A 16,938-nucleotide genomic window follows, 5' to 3' on the forward strand; every position below is an offset into this window, starting at 1 on the left:
CAAGGACAGGGCACCAGCCAATCTTGGCCGATCAGGTCGCGCGATTCACCGCTTGAGCTTCCAGCCATGCCTCTACCTCCGGCCAGCGGTAGCGCAAATAGCGACCGACCTTGTGGGCTCGCGGACCCTGGTCTCGGTGATTCCATATGTAGACCGTATTCAGAGGTACGCCCAGGAAGTCGGCCAGCTCCTCCGCGCTCATCAAGTGGCAACGGTCCCCCGCGCCACTGGCGGCTTCTTCCGCACGGGCAGTGGTTCGACGCATGGGCACTCCAGAACGGTTCGAATCGGGCAGGAAAGAACCACATGAGCGGTATTCCGCCGTGGTGGTGCACGGAACGTTTGCATTAAATTCCGGCCGCACCAAACTGAGGGCCTTTCGACGAAATTCCTACGACTCCTGCGAACTCTCGAAGGACACAGGCGAATCTTCGCTGAGGGTTCGACGAGCCCTCGTCGAACCCTCAGCGAGCATTCGTCTAGGTGAAATCTTCCCTACCACTCTGCACCCTTTGTCGCGAAGACCCCAAGAATGCATTTGACATCTTCAGCTCACCTGGATCAACATCCAATTCACTCAGGGCGCGATGAACGGACACACAATCTCGCCGTCGACGATGGCCCTGATTCAAGAGAGTCCACAAATAGACTCAAAGGGCCGTTGGAAACTAGGAGTTGAGTCGATGCCGTACGACCGCTGGCACAAGTCGCGCCCGAAAGACGGGGAGTCGACCTGCAAGGAACACGGCAAAGTTCCGACGCGGGATCACGGGACGGGGAAGCGGTGGCAGGCCCGATGGCGCAACCGGGAAGATGTCCAGCAGACGGAGCTGTTCCGCACCGAGGTCGAAGCCCGCAGGCACGAGACCAAGATGCGGTCCGGCGTGGACGACGGTTCATATATCAACCCTCGCGCCGGAGAGATCAGGGTCGGTGAACTCGCCCTTACGTGGCTCAAGGGGCACGAACACAAGAATCCAAGGACTTACCGACGCCACAAGGAGCGGATTCTCCTGCACCTCGTTCCTACCGCAGTTGGGAAGATGCGCGTAAAGGACGTGAACGCCTCGTCTTTGCTGGACTGGTTGCACGACCGTCGCAGGCTGCTCGAAAGTTCCACACTGCGGCTGGTCTTCGACAATCTTCGGGCTGTCTTTGATCTGGCCGTGGACGACAGCCTGATACACAAAAATCCGTGCCTCGCCAAATCGGTGCAGGACGCCAAGCCGAAGCGAGGAGGTGGCGGCCGGGCAGATCTGACCCTCGCCTGGGAGGACACCGAGAAGATCCGTGCCGAATTGCCAGACCGTTACAAGGCACTCGTCGACTGTGGTCGCGGCCTGGGTCTTCGGCAAGGAGAGATATTCGGCCTGTCACCAGAAGATATCGACTGGGCACATCCGGACGGCGCCATAGTGCATGTGCAACGGCAAGTAGTCCACGACGGCTCGTTCCTCGTATACGCCCTCCCCAAGGGCGGAGACGACGAGGACCCGAAGGACCGGTGGGTCGAGCTGACCGACGACGTGGCCATCCCCCTGCGCGAGCACATGCAGAAGTACCCGCCGGTCGAGGTGACCCGTCCGTGGGGCAGCAGCGGTGGCGACCCAGTCACGGTGCGGCTGATCTTCTACACCCGAGAGAAGACCGCCATTCAGTCGAATTGGTTCAACTCCTACCGCTGGAAGCCCGCCCTGGCGTCGGCCGGCCTCATCAAGCCCCTTGAGCCCGACGCGAAGGGACGACGCTGGGAGAAGTCCCGCGACGTAATGATGCACGCGCTCCGACACCTGTACGCGTCTATGATGATCAACGGCGGGGTAGATGTGTACACGCTCGCGGACCGCCTCGGACACGCCGATCCCGCGTTTACCCTGCGTAAATACGTGCACCGGGTCGTGGGAGCCGGTTCCAAGGTCCGCATCGCGGTCCGGAGCGCCTACACCAGGGCCGCGTGACTCCTGCTCCGTTCGGCTTGTGCAACAACCGTGCAAGATGATCTTCGAGAGAGGTCATTTGCGCAGGTCAGGAGCTTTGTCTATGAGTTCCGCGACATCTGAACAGCGGATGCCCCGCCCCCGCCTGAGCAGCAAGAATGCCGCCCAGAGGGGGCTGCGGCGCCCGTGGGTCACGGCGGCGCGGACGGTGGCCAGGTCGGGCGGTTACGCCTGGGCGGAGAACTCCTCCATCCGCTGCTGCAGCCGCCGCACGCCCCCAAGCCAGCGGTCGGTGTCGGTGGCACGCAGCGCGTAGTGATCGCGCACCTCGGGGTGGGGGAGGATGAGGAACCGCCCGTCAGCCAGCGCCTCGGCCACGGTGTCGGCGACCTCCTCGGGGGTGAGGACCGACCCGGCCAGGGCCTTCGCGGCGGGGTCGCTGCGCTCGTACATCTCGGTGCGCACCCCCATCGGGCACAGCGCCTGAACGGTGATGCCCCGGTGGCCGTAGGTGGCCGCGAGCCACTCGGCGAGGGCGAGCGCACCGTGCTTGCTCACCGCGTACGGCGCGCCGGCGGGGTGGGTGAGGAGGCCCGCGGAGGAGACCGTCGCCAGGAAGTGGCCCCGCCCGCGTTCGAGCCACGGCCCGAGCAGCTGCCGGACCACCCGGACATGGCTCATCACGTTCACCTGCCGGACGCGCTCCCAGACTTCCTCCGGCGCGTCGGCCCCACCGCCGGGTTCGATACCGGCGTTGGCGCAGAACAGGTCGATCTCGCCGAGGTGCGTGCGGGCGGCGGCCACCAGGGCGGCCACGTCCTGCTCATCGGAGGCGTCGCCGGGGACGGCGAGGCCGCCGATCTCCTCGGCCACGCGGACCGCCGCGGCCGCGTCCAGGTCGTTCACGACCAGACGGGCGCCCGCGGCGGCGAACCGGCGGGCGAGGGCGGCACCGATGCCCGAACCCGCTCCGGTGACGACGACGGCTGCGTCCTTCAGCTCCATGGCGGTGTCTCTCCGGTGGTCGGTGCGGGTGCGGGCGGCCTGGTGCCCGCCGGCAGGGCCGGACGGAGCCCGGAACGGCCAACCCGCGGCAGTCTGTTGAGTGAGTGGGTGGCCCTCACTCGTCCGCCACCTTGAGAACGAGCTTTCCTGTGTTCTCGCCCTTGAACAGCCGCAGCAGGGTGTCAGGGAACGCCTTTACGCCGCCGTCCACCACGTCCTCCAGCGACCGCAGCTTCCCGGCCGACAGCCACTCGGCCAGCTCGGCGGTGGCCTCGGGGTACCGGTCGGCGTAGTCGAAGACCACCATCCCGGTCATGGATGCGCGGTTGACCAGCAGCGACATGTAGTTGGCCGGGCCCTTGACCTGGTCGGTCGCGTTGTACTGCGAGATGGCGCCGCAGATGACGATACGGGCGCCCCGCGCCAGACGGGTCAGCACGGCGTCGAGGACCTCGCCGCCGACGTTGTCGAAGTAGACGTCCACGCCCTCGGGCGCCACCTCACGCAGGGCCTTGCGCACGTCCTCGGACTTGTAGTCGACGCAGGCGTCGAAGCCGAACTCGTCCACGACCAGCCGGCACTTGCGCTCACCACCGGCGATGCCGATGACCCGGCATCCCTTGAGCTTGGCGATCTGGCCCACCACGCTGCCGACCGCCCCGGCCGCGCCGGAGACCACGACCGTCTGTCCGGGCTCGGGCCGTCCGATGTCGAGCAGGCCGAAGTAGGCGGTCATGCCCGGCATGCCCAGGAGACCCAGGTACACCGGCAGTGGGGCCAGTGCCGGATCGACCTTGGTCAGGCCGCGGCCGTCCGACCGGCAGTACTCCTGCACGCCGAGCGTGCCCGACACGTAGTCGCCCACGGCGAACCTCGGATTGCGGGAGGCGATCACGCGGCCCACACCGCCCGCGCGCATGACCTCCCCGATCTCCACGGGGCGGATGTAGGACCTGCCCTCGTTCATCCATCCGCGCATGGCCGGGTCCAGCGAGAGGTGGACCACCTTGATCAGCAGTTCGCCCTCGCCCGGCTTGGCGGCCGGCTCCTCGACGTACTCCCAGTCGGTGGGCTTCGGCAGCCCGACCGGTCGCGCGGCCAGCCGGTACTGGTGATTGGTGCGGCTCATCTGACGGCTCCTCAGCTGTCGGCGCGCCGACCCGTGCGGGGGACGGTCCCGTACGTGCGGCGGCGTGTCGCGGGGCCGCCCTGCCCGTGACAGCGACGGTTGACCTCCTCCACCGGCACACCGACTGGTCGGTATGGGCAACGTGAGATTAGCCCCAGGGGGCCGCACCGGGCAAGGGTCAGGCCCGGTCACCCTCCGGGGCCGCAGACCCCGGCGTACGGCCCCTGGGGCGGAAGACCGGTGTTCAGGCCGTGTCGAGTGCGCCGAGCAGGGAGAAGGTGAGCGCGTCGACCGGGCGGGGCTCGGTGGCGGTCTCCTCGCTGGAGGTGTTCACCATCGTCACCACCGCAGTCATGCTCTCCCGGCTGAACGCCGCGCAGGTGCTGAAGCCGCCGGTGCCGCCGTTGTGCCAGGTGGCGGTGCGGCCGCTGGGGAGGGGGCTGAGATGCCAGCCGAGGCCCAGCCGCAGACTCCCCTCGGCGGTGAAGTGGGGACGCTGGGTGAGTTCGATCGCCTTCCGCAACGGGGTGCGGTCCGGGCGCAGCTGTGCCGCCAGGTAGCGCACCATGTCGTCGGCGGTGCTGTAGATGGAGGTGCCCGCGGCGCTGAGCACATGGTCGCGCCAGTCGGGAACGGGCTGCCCGGCGTGGTGCCCGACGGCCTCGCGGGAGGCCATGTCCGGACGCAGGGTCGTCGTCGTGTCCGGCAGGCGGAGCGGCGAGGTCACCTGGCTGCGCAGCATCGCGTCCACGTCATCGAAAGCCAGCGCCTGGCCGAGCAGACCGAATCCGAGGTTGGAGTAGGCGTACGCGCGGCCCGGCTCGGAGTTCAGGGTCGTCTCGCGCAGGCCGGCGGCCAGGTCGTCCAGCGTGTAGTGGGCGTACGGATTCTGCGCGTCCGCCTCGTTGAGGAGATTGGGCGGCAGCTGGGGCAGGCCCGAGGTGTGGGTGGCCAGGTCGGCCAGGGTGATCCGCCGAGGGCCCTTGTGCGGGATGGGGAACCGGGCGGGCAGGACGAGCGGCGCGTCGAGGCGGGTCGTCCCCGCGCACACGGCGCGCGCGAGGGCGGTGGCGGTGAGGGTCTTGCCGATCGAGCCGAGTTGGAACACCGTCCGGCCGTCCGGCGCCGACGCGTCCGGGCCCCGGCCCGTGCGCGTGCCCGCCCCCGCGACGTAAACGCGTCCCCCGTGGATGACGCCGCAGACCGCGCCCGGGCTGCCGGCGGCGAGCACCCGGTCCAGGTGACGCCGCACCAGGGCGGGCAGGCCATCGGCAGCGGCGGCGGTGCCGGGTAACAGCGCAACGCCCGCCGTCGCCGTCGCCGCCACGGTCAGGAAATTCCGTCGGTCCATGAACCGCTCCCCCGTCGTCGGGTCCCCTGTCGGCCCACGCCGGTGAAGATCCGCGTGAGCCGCTGACGCAGCTCAGCATTACGGCAGCACCGCGATCCCGTCCAGTTCCACCGTCGCCGCCTCGTCCCACAGCCGCACCACGCCAATGACCGCCATCGCCGGATACTCGCGTCCCGCCGACTCGCGCCAGATGCCCCCGAGTTCGGGGGCGCAGGCGCGGTAGGCGGCGACATCGGTGGTGTGGACGGTCAGCCGGGCGAGGTCGGCGGGGGCGCCGCCGGCCGCCCGCAGCGCGGTGAGGAGATTGGCGAGCGCCCGCCGGAACTGGGTGGGGAGGGTGTCGCCGACGATCTTCCCGTCCGCGTCCAGCGCGGTCTGACCCGCCAGGAACACCAGCCGCCCGCCGGTCGCGGTGACGGCGTGGCTGAAGCCGGTGGGCGGGGAGAGCTCCGCGGGGTTGAGGCGCCGCAGGGCCCGAGCCGGTTCCGTCATCGGTACAGCTCCTTCGCGATGATCGTGCGCTGGACCTCGCTCGCCCCCTCGTAGATCCGGGGCGCCCGCACCTCCCGGTAGAGGTGTTCGAGCGGATGGCCGCGTCGCAGCGCCCGCGCGCCATGGATCTGGACGGCCGCGTCCACGACGTACTGCGCGGTCTCGGTGGCCAGCAGCTTGGCCATCGCCGCGCGCCGGACGATATCGGGGGCGCTGTCGTCGTAGGCACTGGCCGCCGCATAGACGAGCAGTCGGGCGGCCTCGGTGCGGGTGGCCATCTCGGCGAGTTGATGGGCGACGGATTGAAGGTCTTTCAGGGGCCCGCCGAAGGCGGTGCGGCGCTCGGCGTGCGCCAGGGCCGCGTCCAGCGCGGCCTGCGCCATACCGACGGCGAACGCGCCCACGCTCGGCCGCAGCAGATTGAGCGTGCGCATGGCGACGCGGAACCCCGCGTCCGGTACGCCCAGCACATCCTCGTCCGTGACCGGGACGCCGTCGAAGACTAGGCGGCCGATGGGGTGCGGGCTGAGCATGTCCAGGGGTTCGCCGCTGAGCCCCGGACGGTCGGCGGGCACCAGGAAGGCGGTGACGCCGCGCGAGCCCGCGCCGGCCGTCGTACGGGCGAAGACCGTGGTGACATCGGCCTCCGGAGCGTTGGAGATCCAGCACTTCCCGCCGGTCAGACGCCAGCCCCCGGCCCCGTCCCGGTCGGCCCGCAGGGCGAGCGCGGCCGCGTCGGACCCCGCCTCCTCCTCACTGAGCGCGAAGGCGGCGACCGCGTGGCCCGCCCGGATGGCGGGCATCCAGCGCGCGTACAGCTTCTCGCTGCCGGACAGCACGATCGGATAGGCGCCGAGCCCCTGGAGGGCGAGCGCGGTCTCGGCCTCCGTGCACTCCATGGCCAGCGACTCCCGCAGCAGGCACAGCTCAAGGGCGCGGACCGGTCCGTCGTCCGGGAACAGCCGCTCCAGCAGGCCGAGTTCGCCGAGCGCGGCGGTCAGCGGCCGATTGACCCGGCCGGGCGTCCCGGCCTCCGCGAGCGGACGCAGCCGGTCGCGGGCCAGTGCGCGCAGCCACGCGCACCAGCGCCGCTGCTCCGGATCCAGTGCGAATGACGGCACCGGGCACCCTCCCTCACCCTCATGCTCACCCTTATCGCGGACTATTGACTGTCGTCACCATCACGTTACGCTGACAAAGCGACTTCAGGCAGCCATTCGGCCGACATACCGGGCAGGCAGAGGGGGCGCATCCTCGATGGAGCTCAGGCCGTCCGCGCACATCGACACCTTCGCCCGTGACCATCTGCCGCCCGCCGACCAGTGGCCCGGCCTCCTCCTCGACCTGCCGGGGCCGCACCACCCCGACCGCCTCAACTGCGGGGCCGAGCTGCTGGACCGCACCGTCGAACGGTACGGCCCGGACCGGACCGCCGTGCGCGGCGCCGACGGCGAGGTGTGGACCTACGGTGAGCTGCGCGGCCACGTCGACCGGATCGCTCACACGCTCACCACCGCGCTCGGCGTCGTCCCCGGCAACCGGGTGCTGCTGCGCGGCCCCACCTCACCCTGGCTGGCCGCCTGTTGGCTCGCGGTGATGAAGGCGGGCGCGGTCGCCGTGACCGTCCTGGCCGCCCAGCGGTCCCGGGAGCTGGCGACGATCTGCGAGATCGCGCGGATACGGCATGCGCTGTGCGACGTCCGGTGCACCGAGGATCTGGCCAAGGCCCGGGTGCCGGGGCTGCGCACCACGGAGTACGGCGGGGACTCCCCCGATGACCTGCTGCGGCTTGCGGCCGAGGCGCCCGCGTCGTACGAGGCGGTGGCGACCTCCGCCGACGATGTCGCGCTCATCGCCTTCACCTCGGGGACGACCGGGCGACCCAAGGGCTGTATGCACTTCCACCGCGATGTGCTGGCCATCGCCGACACCTTCTCGGCGCAGGTGCTGCGGCCGACCGCCGACGACATCTTCGCGGGCAGCCCGCCGCTCGGCTTCACCTTCGGCCTCGGCGGCCTCGTCGTCTTCCCGCTGCGCGCCGGGGCGTCCGCGCTGCTGACGGACCGGGGCGGCCCCGAACGGCTGCTGCGGGACATCGGCCGGCACCGGGTCTCGGTGCTGTTCACCGCGCCGACCGCGTACCGGGCGATGCTGGGGCGGCTCGGCGACGACCCCGGGCGGTACGACCTCTCCTCCCTGCGCCGCTGCGTCTCCGCCGGGGAGAATCTGCCCGCCGCCACCTGGCACGACTGGCACCGGGCCACCGGTCTGCGCATCATCAACGGCATCGGGGCCACCGAGCTGCTGCATATCTTCGTCTCCGCCGCCGACGACGCGATCCGGCCCGGCACTACGGGCGTTCCGGTCCCCGGCTTCGAGGCGCGGGTGGTCGACGCCGAGCTACGCCCGGTCCCGGACGGCGAGCCGGGGCTGCTCGCCGTGCGCGGTCCCACCGGCTGCCGCTATCTGGCGGACGAGCGGCAGCGCGCGTACGTACGCGACGGCTGGAACCTCACCGGGGACACGTACATCCGCGACGCGGACGGCTACTTCCGCTATGTGGCACGCGCCGACGACATGATCATCTCGGCGGGGTACAACATCGCGGGCCCGGAGGTCGAGGACGCGCTGCTGCGCCACCCCGATGTGGTCGAGGCCGCCGTCACCGGACGGCCCGACGCCGAGCGGGGCACCGTGGTGGTGGCCCATGTCGTACTGCGGCCGGGCGTCCCGCGGACGGAGGAGACCGTCACCGCCCTCCAGCAGTTCACCACCGCCGAACTCACCCCCTACAAATGCCCGCGCTCCTTCGTCTTCCTGGACAAACTCCCCCGCACCGCCACCGGCAAGCTCCAACGCTTCCGGCTCCGCGACGGCGCTCTACAGTGAGCCCGTGAACGGCCAGCACACTCCCCGCTCCCTGATCGTCACGTACTACGGTGCCTACGGGCGCGGCAGCGCCGACCGCCCGGCCGGACCCGTGCCGGTCGCCGCGCTGATCCGGCTGCTGGGCGCGGTGGGCGTCGACCCGCCCTCCGTGCGCTCCGCCGTCTCCCGTCTCAAGCGCCGGGGACTTCTGGTCGCGGACCGCACGGCCGGCGGAGCCGCCGGCTACTCCCTGTCCGCCGACGCCCGCCAACTCCTCGACGACGGCGACCGCCGCATCTACGCCCGCCCGGTCGCGGACACCGCCCGGGGTGGCTGGCTGCTCGCCGTCTTCTCGGTCCCCGAACAGGAGCGCCACAAGCGCCACCTGCTCCGCTCCCGCCTGGCCCGCCTGGGCTTCGGCACCGCGGCGCCGGGCGTCTGGATCGCCCCCGCCCACCTCTACGAGGAGACCCGCCACACCCTGGAACGCCTCGGCCTCTCCTCCTACGTCGACCTCTTCCGCGGCGACCACGCGGGCTTCACCCCCACCGCCGAGGCGGTGCGCCGCTGGTGGGACCTGGACGAACTGGCCACCCTCCACCGCGACTTCCTCACCACCCATGAACCGGTCCTCCACCACTGGACCCACCACCCCGCCCCCTCCCCCGAGGAGGCCTACCGCGACTACCTCCTCGCCCTCGACTCCTGGCGCCTCCTCCCCTACGCCGACCCCGGCCTGCCGCCCTCACTGTTGCCCGACAACTGGCCCGGCGCCCGCGCGGCCGAGGTCTTCGCGGCCCTGCACGAGCGGTTGCGCGACGCGGGCGCCGGCTACGCCGAGGCGGCGCCGCACGGGACGGGTTGAATCAGCCCTATGGTCTTCTCAGTCCTCGGAACAACAGTGCTTGACCTCAACCGAACTTCGCGTCGCAACGTGGGTTCATGACGATCTCACCGGAACAACACACGACGGTCCTGGAGTGGATCAAAGGGACAGCCCACTCCCTGACCTCAGCGGAGCCGTCGCCAGCGCTGGTCTCCAAACTCCTGGATCCGGAGTTCATCGAGTTCGGAGGCTAAAGTGCCAGCCGCGGCTTGGGGGCGTCGGTGCGGCCGCTCGGGGGTTTGCGGCTGCCGGCCTGGTACGGGAGGGGCCAGGGGGCGGCGGGGCCGGTGTAGTTCTGGTCGGCGGCGGCGTGGAGGGTCCAGTGGGGGTCGTAGAGGTGGGGGCGGGCGAGGGCGCAGAGGTCGGCGCGGCCCGCCAGGATCAGGGAGTTGACGTCGTCCCAGGAGGAGATGGCGCCGACCGCGATGACGGGGACGCCGAGCTCATTGCGGATGCGGTCGGCGTACGGGGTCTGGTAGGAGCGGCCGTGGTCGGGGCGTTCGTCGGGGACGACCTGGCCGGTGGAGACGTCGACGGCGTCGGCACCGTGGGCGGCGAAGGCGGCGGCGATGGCGACCGCGTCGTCGGCGGTCGTTCCGCCGTCGGCCCAGTCCGTCGCGGAGATGCGGACCGTCATGGGGCGTCGCTCGGGCCAGACGGCCCTTATCGCGTCGAAGACCTCCAGCGGATAGCGCAGGCGCGCCTCCGGCGAGCCGCCGTAGGCGTCGGTGCGGTGGTTGGTGAGCGGGGAGAGGAAACCGGAGAGCAGATAGCCGTGGGCGCAGTGGAGTTCGAGAAGGTCGAAGCCCGCGCCGGCGGCGCGCTCGGCGGCGCGCACGAACCGGTCGCGGATGGCGGCGAGCCCCGCGGAGTCGAGGGCGCGGGGTGTCTGGCTGACGCCCGGGCGGTACGGGAGGGGCGAGGGGGCGACGAGGGGCCAGTTGCCGTGCGGGAGGGGGTCGTCGATGCCCTCCCGCATCAGCCGGGTGGAGCCCTTGCGGCCGCTGTGGCCGAGCTGGACGCCGACGGCCACGCCCGGCGACTGACGGTGCGCGAAGTCGACGACGCGGCGCCAGGCGGCCTCGTGGCCGTCGGTGTAGAGGCCGGCGCAGCCGGGGGTGATGCGGCCCTCGGGGCTGACGCACACCATCTCGGTCATCACCAGGCCCGCGCCGCCCAGCGCCCGCGCGCCGAGGTGGACGAGGTGGAAGTCACCGGGCGTGCCGTCCTGGGCGGAGTACATGTCCATGGGGGACACGACGACGCGGTTGCGCAGGGTGAGCTCGCGGAGGCGGAAGGGGGTGAACATCGGGGGCGTGTCGGGCGGGACGGCCGCCTCGTGCTCGACCGCCGCGACGAACGCCGCGTCGCGCAGCCGGAGGTTGTCGTGGGTGACGCGGCGGCTGCGGGTGAGGAGGTTGAAGGCGAACTGCCGGGGCGGCTGATCGAGATACAGCTCCAGGTTCTCGAACCACTCCAGGCTGGCGCGGGCCGCGCGCTGCGTGGATTCGATCACCGGGCGGCGCTCGCTCTCGTACGCCGCGAGCGCGTCGGGGAGGGCCGGGTGTTCCTGGAGACACGCGGCCAGCGCCAGGGCGTCCTCGACGGCGAGCTTGGTGCCGGAGCCGATGGAAAAGTGGGCGGTGTGGGCGGCGTCGCCGATGAGGACCGTATTGCCGTGGGACCAGCGCTCGTTGACGACCGTACGGAAGGCGGTCCACTGCGAGCGGTTGGAGCGCAGCGGGCGGCCGCCGAGGGCGTCGGCGAAGAGTTTGGCGCAGCGCTCGGTGGACTCCCGCTCGGTGCAGTGGTCGAGCCCGGCCCGGCGCCACACCTCCTCCCTGGTCTCGACGATGACGGTGCTGGAGTCGGGTGCGTACGGGTAGCCATGGAGCTGCATGACGCCGTGCCCGGTCTCGGCGATCTCGAAGCGGAAGGCGTCCAGGGCGAAGTCGGCGGCGAGCCAGATATAGCGGCAGCGGTGGGTGGTGAGGTGCGGGCGGAAGGCGTGGGCGTACGCCTGGCGGGTCGTGCTGTTGACCCCGTCGGCGGCGATGACCAGGTCGTACGCGCGCGACAGCCACTCGGCGGGCGGCGCCTGGGCGTGGCAGCGGAGCCGTACGCCGAGCGCCTGGCACCGCTGGTGGAGGATCTCCAGGAGCCGGCGGCGGCCGAGAGCGGCGAAGCCGTGGCCGCCGGAGGTCAGCACATGGCCGCGGTGCGCCACATCGATGTCGTCCCAGCGGACGAATTCGTTCCGGAGGGCGGCGTGGACGGTGGGGTCGGCGTGTTCGATGCCGCCGAGGGTTTCGTCGGAGAGGACGACGCCGAAGCCGAAGGTCTCGTCGGGGGCGCCCCGCTCCCAGACCGTGATCTCACGCTCGGGGTCGAGGCGGGCGAGCAGCGCCGCCGCGTAGAGGCCGCCGGGCCCGCCGCCGACGACGGCGACGCGGGCGGGCCGTCCGGTGGTCACCGCCCCTGCCACAGGGGTGCGCGGCGGGCGGTGAACGCGGCGTGGAACTCAGCGTAGTCCGCACCGGTCATCAGCAGCGCCTGCGTCGCCGCGTCCATCTCGATCGCGGCGGGCAGCGGCATATCGAGCTCGGCGGTGAGCAGCGCCTTGGTCTGGGCGAGGGCGAGCGAGGGCCCGTCGGCGAGCCGGCGGGCGAGGGCCGTGGCCTCGGCCCCCGCCCGACCCTCGTCCGCCATGTGGCTGATCAGGCCGATCCGGTCGGCCTCGGGGGCGCGGACCGGCTCGCCGAGCATCAGCAGGCGGGTGGCGTGGCCGAGCCCGACGACGCGCGGCAGCAGATAGGCGGCGCCCATGTCCCCGCCGGAGAGCCCGACCTTGGTGAAGAGGAACGAGAAGCGGGCGGACGGATCGGCGACCCGGAAGTCGGCGGCGAGGGCGAGGACGGCGCCGGCGCCCGCCGCGGCTCCGTGCACCGCGGCCACGACGGGGAAGGGGCACTCCCGCAGGGCGCGCACCACCTGCCCGGTCATCCGGTTGAAGTCGAGCAGCTGCCGGGTGTCCATGGCGAGGGTCGCGCCGATGATGTCGTCGACATCGCCGCCGGAGCAGAAACCGCGGCCCTCGCCGCCGAGCACGAGGGCGCGTACGGAGCCGTCGCGGGCGAGCTCGGCGAGGAGATCGCGGAGATCGGCGTAGGCGCCGAAGGTGAGCGCGTTGAGCTTCTCGGGACGGGCGAGGGTGACGGTCGCCACACCGTGGTCGAGGGTGAGGCGCAGATGGCGCCAGTCCTCGGTGCGGGATGCGGATCCGGTGAACGGACTCATGGGAGCCACGGCCTCCTTCAGCCGGACGGCTGGTGCCTGCCCCTTGAAATTATCACCACAACGTGACTGTCGTCACGAGTACGCGATAGGACGATGGGCGGGTGGCGCGCCCGAAGGCCATAAGTCCCGTCAAGAGTGGTCCATGGTCCCTTCCGGCACTATCGTCCGCTTCATACCGTCAAGGGCTGCTGTATTCCGCTCCACGCCGACGACTGGACCAGTACGTTGCCCGATCCCGCCCGTGCCGCCACCTGGCGCTTCGCACTGCCGCATACGGCGGCCGCCGTACCGCTGGCGCGCGCGCTGATCCGCAATGCCCTCGCGGACATCGGCGCCCCCGTGGACGGCGACACGGCGGAGCTGCTCACGGCCGAGCTGGTCGCCAACGCGGTGCAGCACACGGACGGCGACGAGCCGATAGAGCTTGTGGTGCAACTGGTGCCGACCGGCGGCTGGCAGGTCGAGGTGCACGACCAGGACCCGACCCCGCCCGGCGGATTCGACGGCCCCGGCCGCGCGCAGGGGCACGGACACACGCGCCAGGCCGACCGCATGCACCAGGCCGATCGCACGGACGAGCCCGGCCGCACGGACGAGCCCGGCCGGCCCGAGGGCCCCGGCCGGCCCGAGGGCCCGAGGAGACCCGACGGAGCCCTGGTGCGGAACCTCGCCGAGCACGGGCGTGGTCTGCTGCTGATCCGGACCCTCAGCGCGGCCGCCGGCTACCGCCCGACCGCCTACGGCAAGGCCGTCTGGTTCAGACTTCCGCCCCGGGCGCGCTGAGCGTCGCGACCAGAACCGCCTTGATCGTGTGCATCCGGTTCTCCGCCTCGTCGAAGACGACGGAGTGCTCGGACTCGAAGACCTCCTCGGTGACCTCCAGCGAGGTCAGCCCGTGCCGCTCATGGATCTCCCGGCCCACGTCGGTGCCGAGGTCGTGGAAGGCCGGCAGACAGTGCAGGAACTTCACGGCGTGGTTGCCGGTCGCGCGCAGCACGTCCATCGTCACCGCGTACGGCCCGAGCAGCGCTATCCGCTCGTCCCACACCTCCTTGGGCTCCCCCATCGACACCCACACATCGGTGGCGACGAAGTCCGCGCCGCGCACGCCCTCCTCGACGTCCTCGGTGAGGGTGACGCGGGCGCCGGACGTGGCGGCGAGCTGACGGGCCAGCTCCACGATCGTGTTGTCCGGCCACAGCAGCTTGGGCGCGGTGATGCGGACGTCCATGCCCAGCAGGGCGCCCGTGACGAGGTAGGAGTTGCCCATGTTGTAGCGGGCGTCGCCGAGGTAGGCGTAGGCGATCTGGTCCAGCGGCTTGTCGCTGTGCTCGGTCATTGTCAGCACGTCGGCGAGCATCTGGGTGGGGTGCCACTCGTCGGTGAGGCCGTTGTAGACGGGCACCCCGGCGTGTGCCGCGAGCTCCTCCACGACCCCCTGGCCATGGCCGCGGTACTCGATGGCGTCGAACATCCGGCCGAGCACCCGCGCCGTGTCCTTGACCGACTCCTTGTGACCGATCTGCGAGCCGACCGGGTCGAGATAGGTCGTCGAGGCGCCCTGATCGCTGGCCGCGACCTCGAAGGCGCAGCGGGTGCGGGTGGAGGTCTTCTCGAAGATCAGGGCGATGTTCTTGCCCTGGAGCCGCCGCGCCTCCGTGCCCGCGCGCTTGGCCGCCTTCAGCTCGGCGGCCAGGGCGACCAGTCGGCGGAACTCGTCGGCGCTGAAGTCCAGCTCCTTGAGGAAATGGCGGCCGGTGAGGTCAATCGCCATGGGGTGGGCTCCTAGGTCACGGCGGTCACAAGTGGTCTCAGTGGTCAGGACCATGGAAGCATATACGAAGGACCGCATATATGCGGGGGTGCGGTGCTGACCCCGCCGTTTACCCCTCGACGGCGTCCCGCTCGACCGGGCAGCTCATGCACCGCGGCCCGCCCCGGCCCCGCCCCAACTCGCTGCCCGGGATGTCGATGACCTCGATACCGCGCTTGCGCAGAAAGGTGTTGGTCGTCACGTTCCGCTCGTAGGCGACCACCACGCCCGGTTCGACCGCGAGCACATTACAGCCGTCGTCCCACTGCTCCCGCTCCGCCTCGTGCACATCCTGCGTGGGCGTGAGCACCCGGATGGCGTCCAGGCCCAGGGCGGCGGCTATCGCGCGGTGCATATGCTCCGGCGGATGGTCGCTGACCTTGAGGTCCCGGCTGCCCGCGCCCGGCTCGATGGTGTACGAGCGGAGCATCCCGAGCCCCGCGTACTGGGTGAACGTGTCCCCGTCGACCATCGTCATCACCGTGTCCAGGTGCATGAAGGCCCGTCCCTTGGGCATGTCGAGCGCCACGATCGTACGGGCCGAACCGGCCGCGAAGAGCCGGTGCGCGATCATCTCCACCGCCTGCGGGGTGGTCCGCTCGCTCATGCCGATCAGCACGGCGCCCTTGCCGAGCACCAGCACATCGCCGCCCTCGATGGTCGAGGGATAGGCCGCCTGACCCTCCGACCAGATGTGGAAGCCGCCGCCCGCGAAGAGGGGGTGGTGGCGGTAGACGGCCTCGTAGTGCACCGTCTCGTGCCAGCGGGCCGGCCAGCGCATCGCGTTGATGGACACCCCGTCGTACACCCAGGCGGAGGCGTCCCGGGTGAAGAGGTGGTTCGGCAGCGGATTGACCAGGAAGTCGTCGGGCTCCATGACGTGGAAGCGGACGGAGACCGGCTCCGGGAACCGCGCCAGATACTCCCGCTTCGTCATCCCGCCGATCAGCGCCTCGGTGAGCTCGGGGGCGGTCAGCTCGTCGAAGGCGGCGCGCAGCCGGTCCGTGGCGAGGGGACCGTACTCCTTCTCGTCGAAGACCCGGTCCAGCACCAGCGCCCGTGCCGCCGGGAGGGTCAGGCTCTCGGTCAGCAGGTCCCCGAAGAGATGGACCTCGACGCCGCGGTCGCGCAGCACGTCGGCGAAGCCGTCGTGCTCCTGGCGTGCCCGGCGCACCCACAGGACGTCGTCGAAGAGGAGAGCGTCCTTGTTGGACGGCGTGAGCCGCTTCAGCTCCAGGTCGGGGCGGTGCAGAATGACGCGGCGCAGCCGCCCGGCCTCGGAGTCGACATGGAATCCCATGACCCCATCTTCGCCGCTCGCGGCCCGCGGCGAACGTCCTGCGGCCCAGGTATCTCAGGACGTTCGGATCTTTTCCGGCTGTCGCGCCGTCCGGCGGCCCGGCCGCCCCGCTATCCGGCGGCCAGGACGACGATCAGCACCAGCGCGACCGCGATAAAGCCCAGCAGGGCGGAGACCCACAACTGACCGGGCTGCAGATCGATCCGGCCGCCGTCGTCCGCCCGACGGCGCCACCAGCGGCCTCGCGCCTCGCGGCGGGCGGCCCGGGACGCCGCCTCCTCGCGCTCCCGGAACTCCTCGGCCACGCTGCCGAACAGCGCCTTCCAGCCCTTCTCGCCGAACCCGGTGGTCTGCCGGGTGCCCACCACCCGGCGCACCACCTCGCGGCCCGCGCCGTCGCCCGCGGCCCACAGACCGGGCAGGACGCACGCCATCAGCTCGGGGACGGCGCCGCGCGCCGCGTACGGGCGCACCAGCCCCTCGTACAGCATGACCGCGTTACGCACCCGCAGCCGACGGCCGCCGGAGTCCGCGGCCGGTCTGTCCGCGCCGCCCGGGATCCGGGGCGGGGAGTCCAGATACAGCTGGGCGAGCAGCACCTTCTCGCAGACCGCGTCCGCCAGCCGCGGACCGCGCTCGGGCGCGCGGCGCACCAGCTCGACGACGACGCGGGTGGCCCGCTCGGCGGGCAGCCCCTCGTCGAGCACGCTCAGCAGCAGACCGTCGTCGGCCTCCCGCAGCGCGGCGGGCAGACCGTCCCCGCCGTGGCGCAGCGCCTCGCGCAGCATGCGCGCGCCGGTCACCGAGCGGCGGCGCACCTCTTCCTCCCTGTCCTGTGCGTGCTCTGCTTCTTCCACCAT

16 protein-coding genes are annotated in these 16,938 nt (G+C 71.2%); 5 read left to right on the forward strand and 11 right to left on the reverse strand.

What is annotated here, in order from left to right; all coding sequences use genetic code 11:
- Nucleotides 1-31 precede the first annotated feature (31 nt).
- Nucleotides 32-265, reverse strand: coding sequence for a helix-turn-helix domain-containing protein (locus ABZS71_RS03575; RefSeq protein ID WP_356207245.1), 234 nt, complete (start codon nucleotides 263-265; stop codon nucleotides 32-34).
- Between the two features lie 418 nt (nucleotides 266-683).
- Between ABZS71_RS03575 and ABZS71_RS03580 the strand changes: the two genes are divergently transcribed.
- Nucleotides 684-1,958 (forward strand): tyrosine-type recombinase/integrase, encoded by a 1,275-nt coding sequence (locus ABZS71_RS03580; protein ID WP_356207248.1) that lies wholly within the window; start codon nucleotides 684-686, stop codon nucleotides 1,956-1,958.
- A 204-nt stretch (nucleotides 1,959-2,162) separates the two neighbouring features.
- Here ABZS71_RS03580 and ABZS71_RS03585 read toward each other — a convergent pair whose 3' ends face one another.
- From ABZS71_RS03585 to ABZS71_RS03605, 5 genes are all read right to left on the reverse strand, one after another.
- Nucleotides 2,163-2,942 (reverse strand): SDR family oxidoreductase, encoded by a 780-nt coding sequence (locus ABZS71_RS03585; RefSeq protein WP_356207250.1) that lies wholly within the window; start codon nucleotides 2,940-2,942, stop codon nucleotides 2,163-2,165.
- Nucleotides 2,943-3,057: 115 nt separating this feature from the next.
- On the reverse strand, nucleotides 3,058-4,071 hold the full coding sequence (locus ABZS71_RS03590) for an NADP-dependent oxidoreductase (RefSeq protein ID WP_356207253.1): 1,014 nt from the start codon (nucleotides 4,069-4,071) through the stop codon (nucleotides 3,058-3,060).
- A 244-nt stretch (nucleotides 4,072-4,315) separates the two neighbouring features.
- Entirely contained in the window at nucleotides 4,316-5,422 is a 1,107-nt protein-coding gene (locus ABZS71_RS03595; RefSeq protein WP_356207255.1) for a serine hydrolase domain-containing protein, read from the reverse strand.
- 78 nt (nucleotides 5,423-5,500) lie between these two features.
- On the reverse strand, nucleotides 5,501-5,914 hold the full coding sequence (locus ABZS71_RS03600; RefSeq protein WP_356207258.1) for a RidA family protein: 414 nt from the start codon (nucleotides 5,912-5,914) through the stop codon (nucleotides 5,501-5,503).
- Nucleotides 5,911-7,035 (reverse strand): acyl-CoA dehydrogenase family protein, encoded by a 1,125-nt coding sequence (locus ABZS71_RS03605; protein WP_355850607.1) that lies wholly within the window; start codon nucleotides 7,033-7,035, stop codon nucleotides 5,911-5,913. The genes ABZS71_RS03600 and ABZS71_RS03605 overlap by 4 nt, the downstream gene beginning before the upstream one ends.
- A 136-nt stretch (nucleotides 7,036-7,171) precedes the next feature.
- Between ABZS71_RS03605 and ABZS71_RS03610 the strand changes: the two genes are divergently transcribed.
- From ABZS71_RS03610 to ABZS71_RS03620, 3 genes are all read left to right on the forward strand, one after another.
- Complete coding sequence (locus ABZS71_RS03610; RefSeq protein ID WP_356207261.1) at nucleotides 7,172-8,803, forward strand: AMP-binding protein; 1,632 nt, start codon at nucleotides 7,172-7,174, stop codon at nucleotides 8,801-8,803.
- Between the two features lie 4 nt (nucleotides 8,804-8,807).
- Nucleotides 8,808-9,647, forward strand: a complete 840-nt coding sequence (locus ABZS71_RS03615) for a PaaX family transcriptional regulator C-terminal domain-containing protein (protein ID WP_356207263.1) — start codon at nucleotides 8,808-8,810, stop codon at nucleotides 9,645-9,647.
- 77 nt (nucleotides 9,648-9,724) lie between these two features.
- Nucleotides 9,725-9,862: a hypothetical protein gene (locus ABZS71_RS03620; protein ID WP_356207266.1), complete on the forward strand. Its 138-nt coding sequence runs from the start codon at nucleotides 9,725-9,727 to the stop codon at nucleotides 9,860-9,862.
- Here the strand turns inward: ABZS71_RS03620 and ABZS71_RS03625 are convergent.
- Both ABZS71_RS03625 and ABZS71_RS03630 read right to left on the reverse strand, forming a co-directional pair.
- Nucleotides 9,859-12,141: a bifunctional salicylyl-CoA 5-hydroxylase/oxidoreductase gene (locus ABZS71_RS03625; protein WP_356207269.1), complete on the reverse strand. Its 2,283-nt coding sequence runs from the start codon at nucleotides 12,139-12,141 to the stop codon at nucleotides 9,859-9,861. The two genes, ABZS71_RS03620 and ABZS71_RS03625, sit on opposite strands and share 4 nt — an antisense overlap.
- Complete coding sequence (locus ABZS71_RS03630) at nucleotides 12,138-12,965, reverse strand: enoyl-CoA hydratase family protein (RefSeq protein ID WP_356207272.1); 828 nt, start codon at nucleotides 12,963-12,965, stop codon at nucleotides 12,138-12,140. Before ABZS71_RS03630 ends, ABZS71_RS03625 begins: the two co-directional genes overlap by 4 nt.
- A 225-nt stretch (nucleotides 12,966-13,190) precedes the next feature.
- Between ABZS71_RS03630 and ABZS71_RS03635 the strand changes: the two genes are divergently transcribed.
- Nucleotides 13,191-13,748 carry an ATP-binding protein gene (locus tag ABZS71_RS03635; protein WP_356207274.1) on the forward strand — a complete coding sequence of 186 codons (558 nt, stop codon included), beginning with the start codon at nucleotides 13,191-13,193 and terminating at the stop codon, nucleotides 13,746-13,748.
- Here ABZS71_RS03635 and argF read toward each other — a convergent pair.
- From argF to ABZS71_RS03650, 3 genes are all read right to left on the reverse strand, one after another.
- Nucleotides 13,723-14,739: an ornithine carbamoyltransferase gene (gene argF, locus ABZS71_RS03640; RefSeq protein ID WP_356207277.1), complete on the reverse strand. Its 1,017-nt coding sequence runs from the start codon at nucleotides 14,737-14,739 to the stop codon at nucleotides 13,723-13,725. The genes ABZS71_RS03635 and argF overlap by 26 nt on opposite strands.
- A gap of 109 nt (nucleotides 14,740-14,848) precedes the next feature.
- Nucleotides 14,849-16,078 carry an arginine deiminase gene (locus tag ABZS71_RS03645; protein ID WP_356207279.1) on the reverse strand — a complete coding sequence of 410 codons (1,230 nt, stop codon included), beginning with the start codon at nucleotides 16,076-16,078 and terminating at the stop codon, nucleotides 14,849-14,851.
- A 110-nt stretch (nucleotides 16,079-16,188) separates the two neighbouring features.
- On the reverse strand, nucleotides 16,189-16,938 hold the full coding sequence (locus tag ABZS71_RS03650; RefSeq protein WP_356207282.1) for a hypothetical protein: 750 nt from the start codon (nucleotides 16,936-16,938) through the stop codon (nucleotides 16,189-16,191).

Origin of the sequence: Streptomyces sp. NPDC005393 (assembly GCF_040606675.1) — a bacterium.
Classification (GTDB): Bacteria; Actinomycetota; Actinomycetes; order Streptomycetales; family Streptomycetaceae; genus Streptomyces.

Bases quoted from the DNA above. Each gene is read 5' to 3' on its own strand.
- ABZS71_RS03590 (WP_356207253.1), bottom strand. From the start codon at position 4,071: ATGAGCCGCACCAATCACCAGTACCGGCTGGCCGCGCGACCGGTCGGG.
- ABZS71_RS03620 (WP_356207266.1), top strand. From the start codon at position 9,725: ATGACGATCTCACCGGAACAACACACGACGGTCCTGGAGTGGATCAAA.
- ABZS71_RS03580 (WP_356207248.1), top strand. From the start codon at position 684: ATGCCGTACGACCGCTGGCACAAGTCGCGCCCGAAAGACGGGGAGTCG.
- ABZS71_RS03600 (WP_356207258.1), bottom strand. From the start codon at position 5,914: ATGACGGAACCGGCTCGGGCCCTGCGGCGCCTCAACCCCGCGGAGCTC.
- ABZS71_RS03650 (WP_356207282.1), bottom strand. From the start codon at position 16,938: ATGGTGGAAGAAGCAGAGCACGCACAGGACAGGGAGGAAGAGGTGCGC.
- ABZS71_RS03595 (WP_356207255.1), bottom strand. From the start codon at position 5,422: ATGGACCGACGGAATTTCCTGACCGTGGCGGCGACGGCGACGGCGGGC.
- ABZS71_RS03610 (WP_356207261.1), top strand. From the start codon at position 7,172: ATGGAGCTCAGGCCGTCCGCGCACATCGACACCTTCGCCCGTGACCAT.
- ABZS71_RS03645 (WP_356207279.1), bottom strand. From the start codon at position 16,078: ATGGGATTCCATGTCGACTCCGAGGCCGGGCGGCTGCGCCGCGTCATT.
- ABZS71_RS03585 (WP_356207250.1), bottom strand. From the start codon at position 2,942: ATGGAGCTGAAGGACGCAGCCGTCGTCGTCACCGGAGCGGGTTCGGGC.
- ABZS71_RS03575 (WP_356207245.1), bottom strand. From the start codon at position 265: ATGCGTCGAACCACTGCCCGTGCGGAAGAAGCCGCCAGTGGCGCGGGG.
- argF (WP_356207277.1), bottom strand. From the start codon at position 14,739: ATGGCGATTGACCTCACCGGCCGCCATTTCCTCAAGGAGCTGGACTTC.
- ABZS71_RS03630 (WP_356207272.1), bottom strand. From the start codon at position 12,965: ATGAGTCCGTTCACCGGATCCGCATCCCGCACCGAGGACTGGCGCCAT.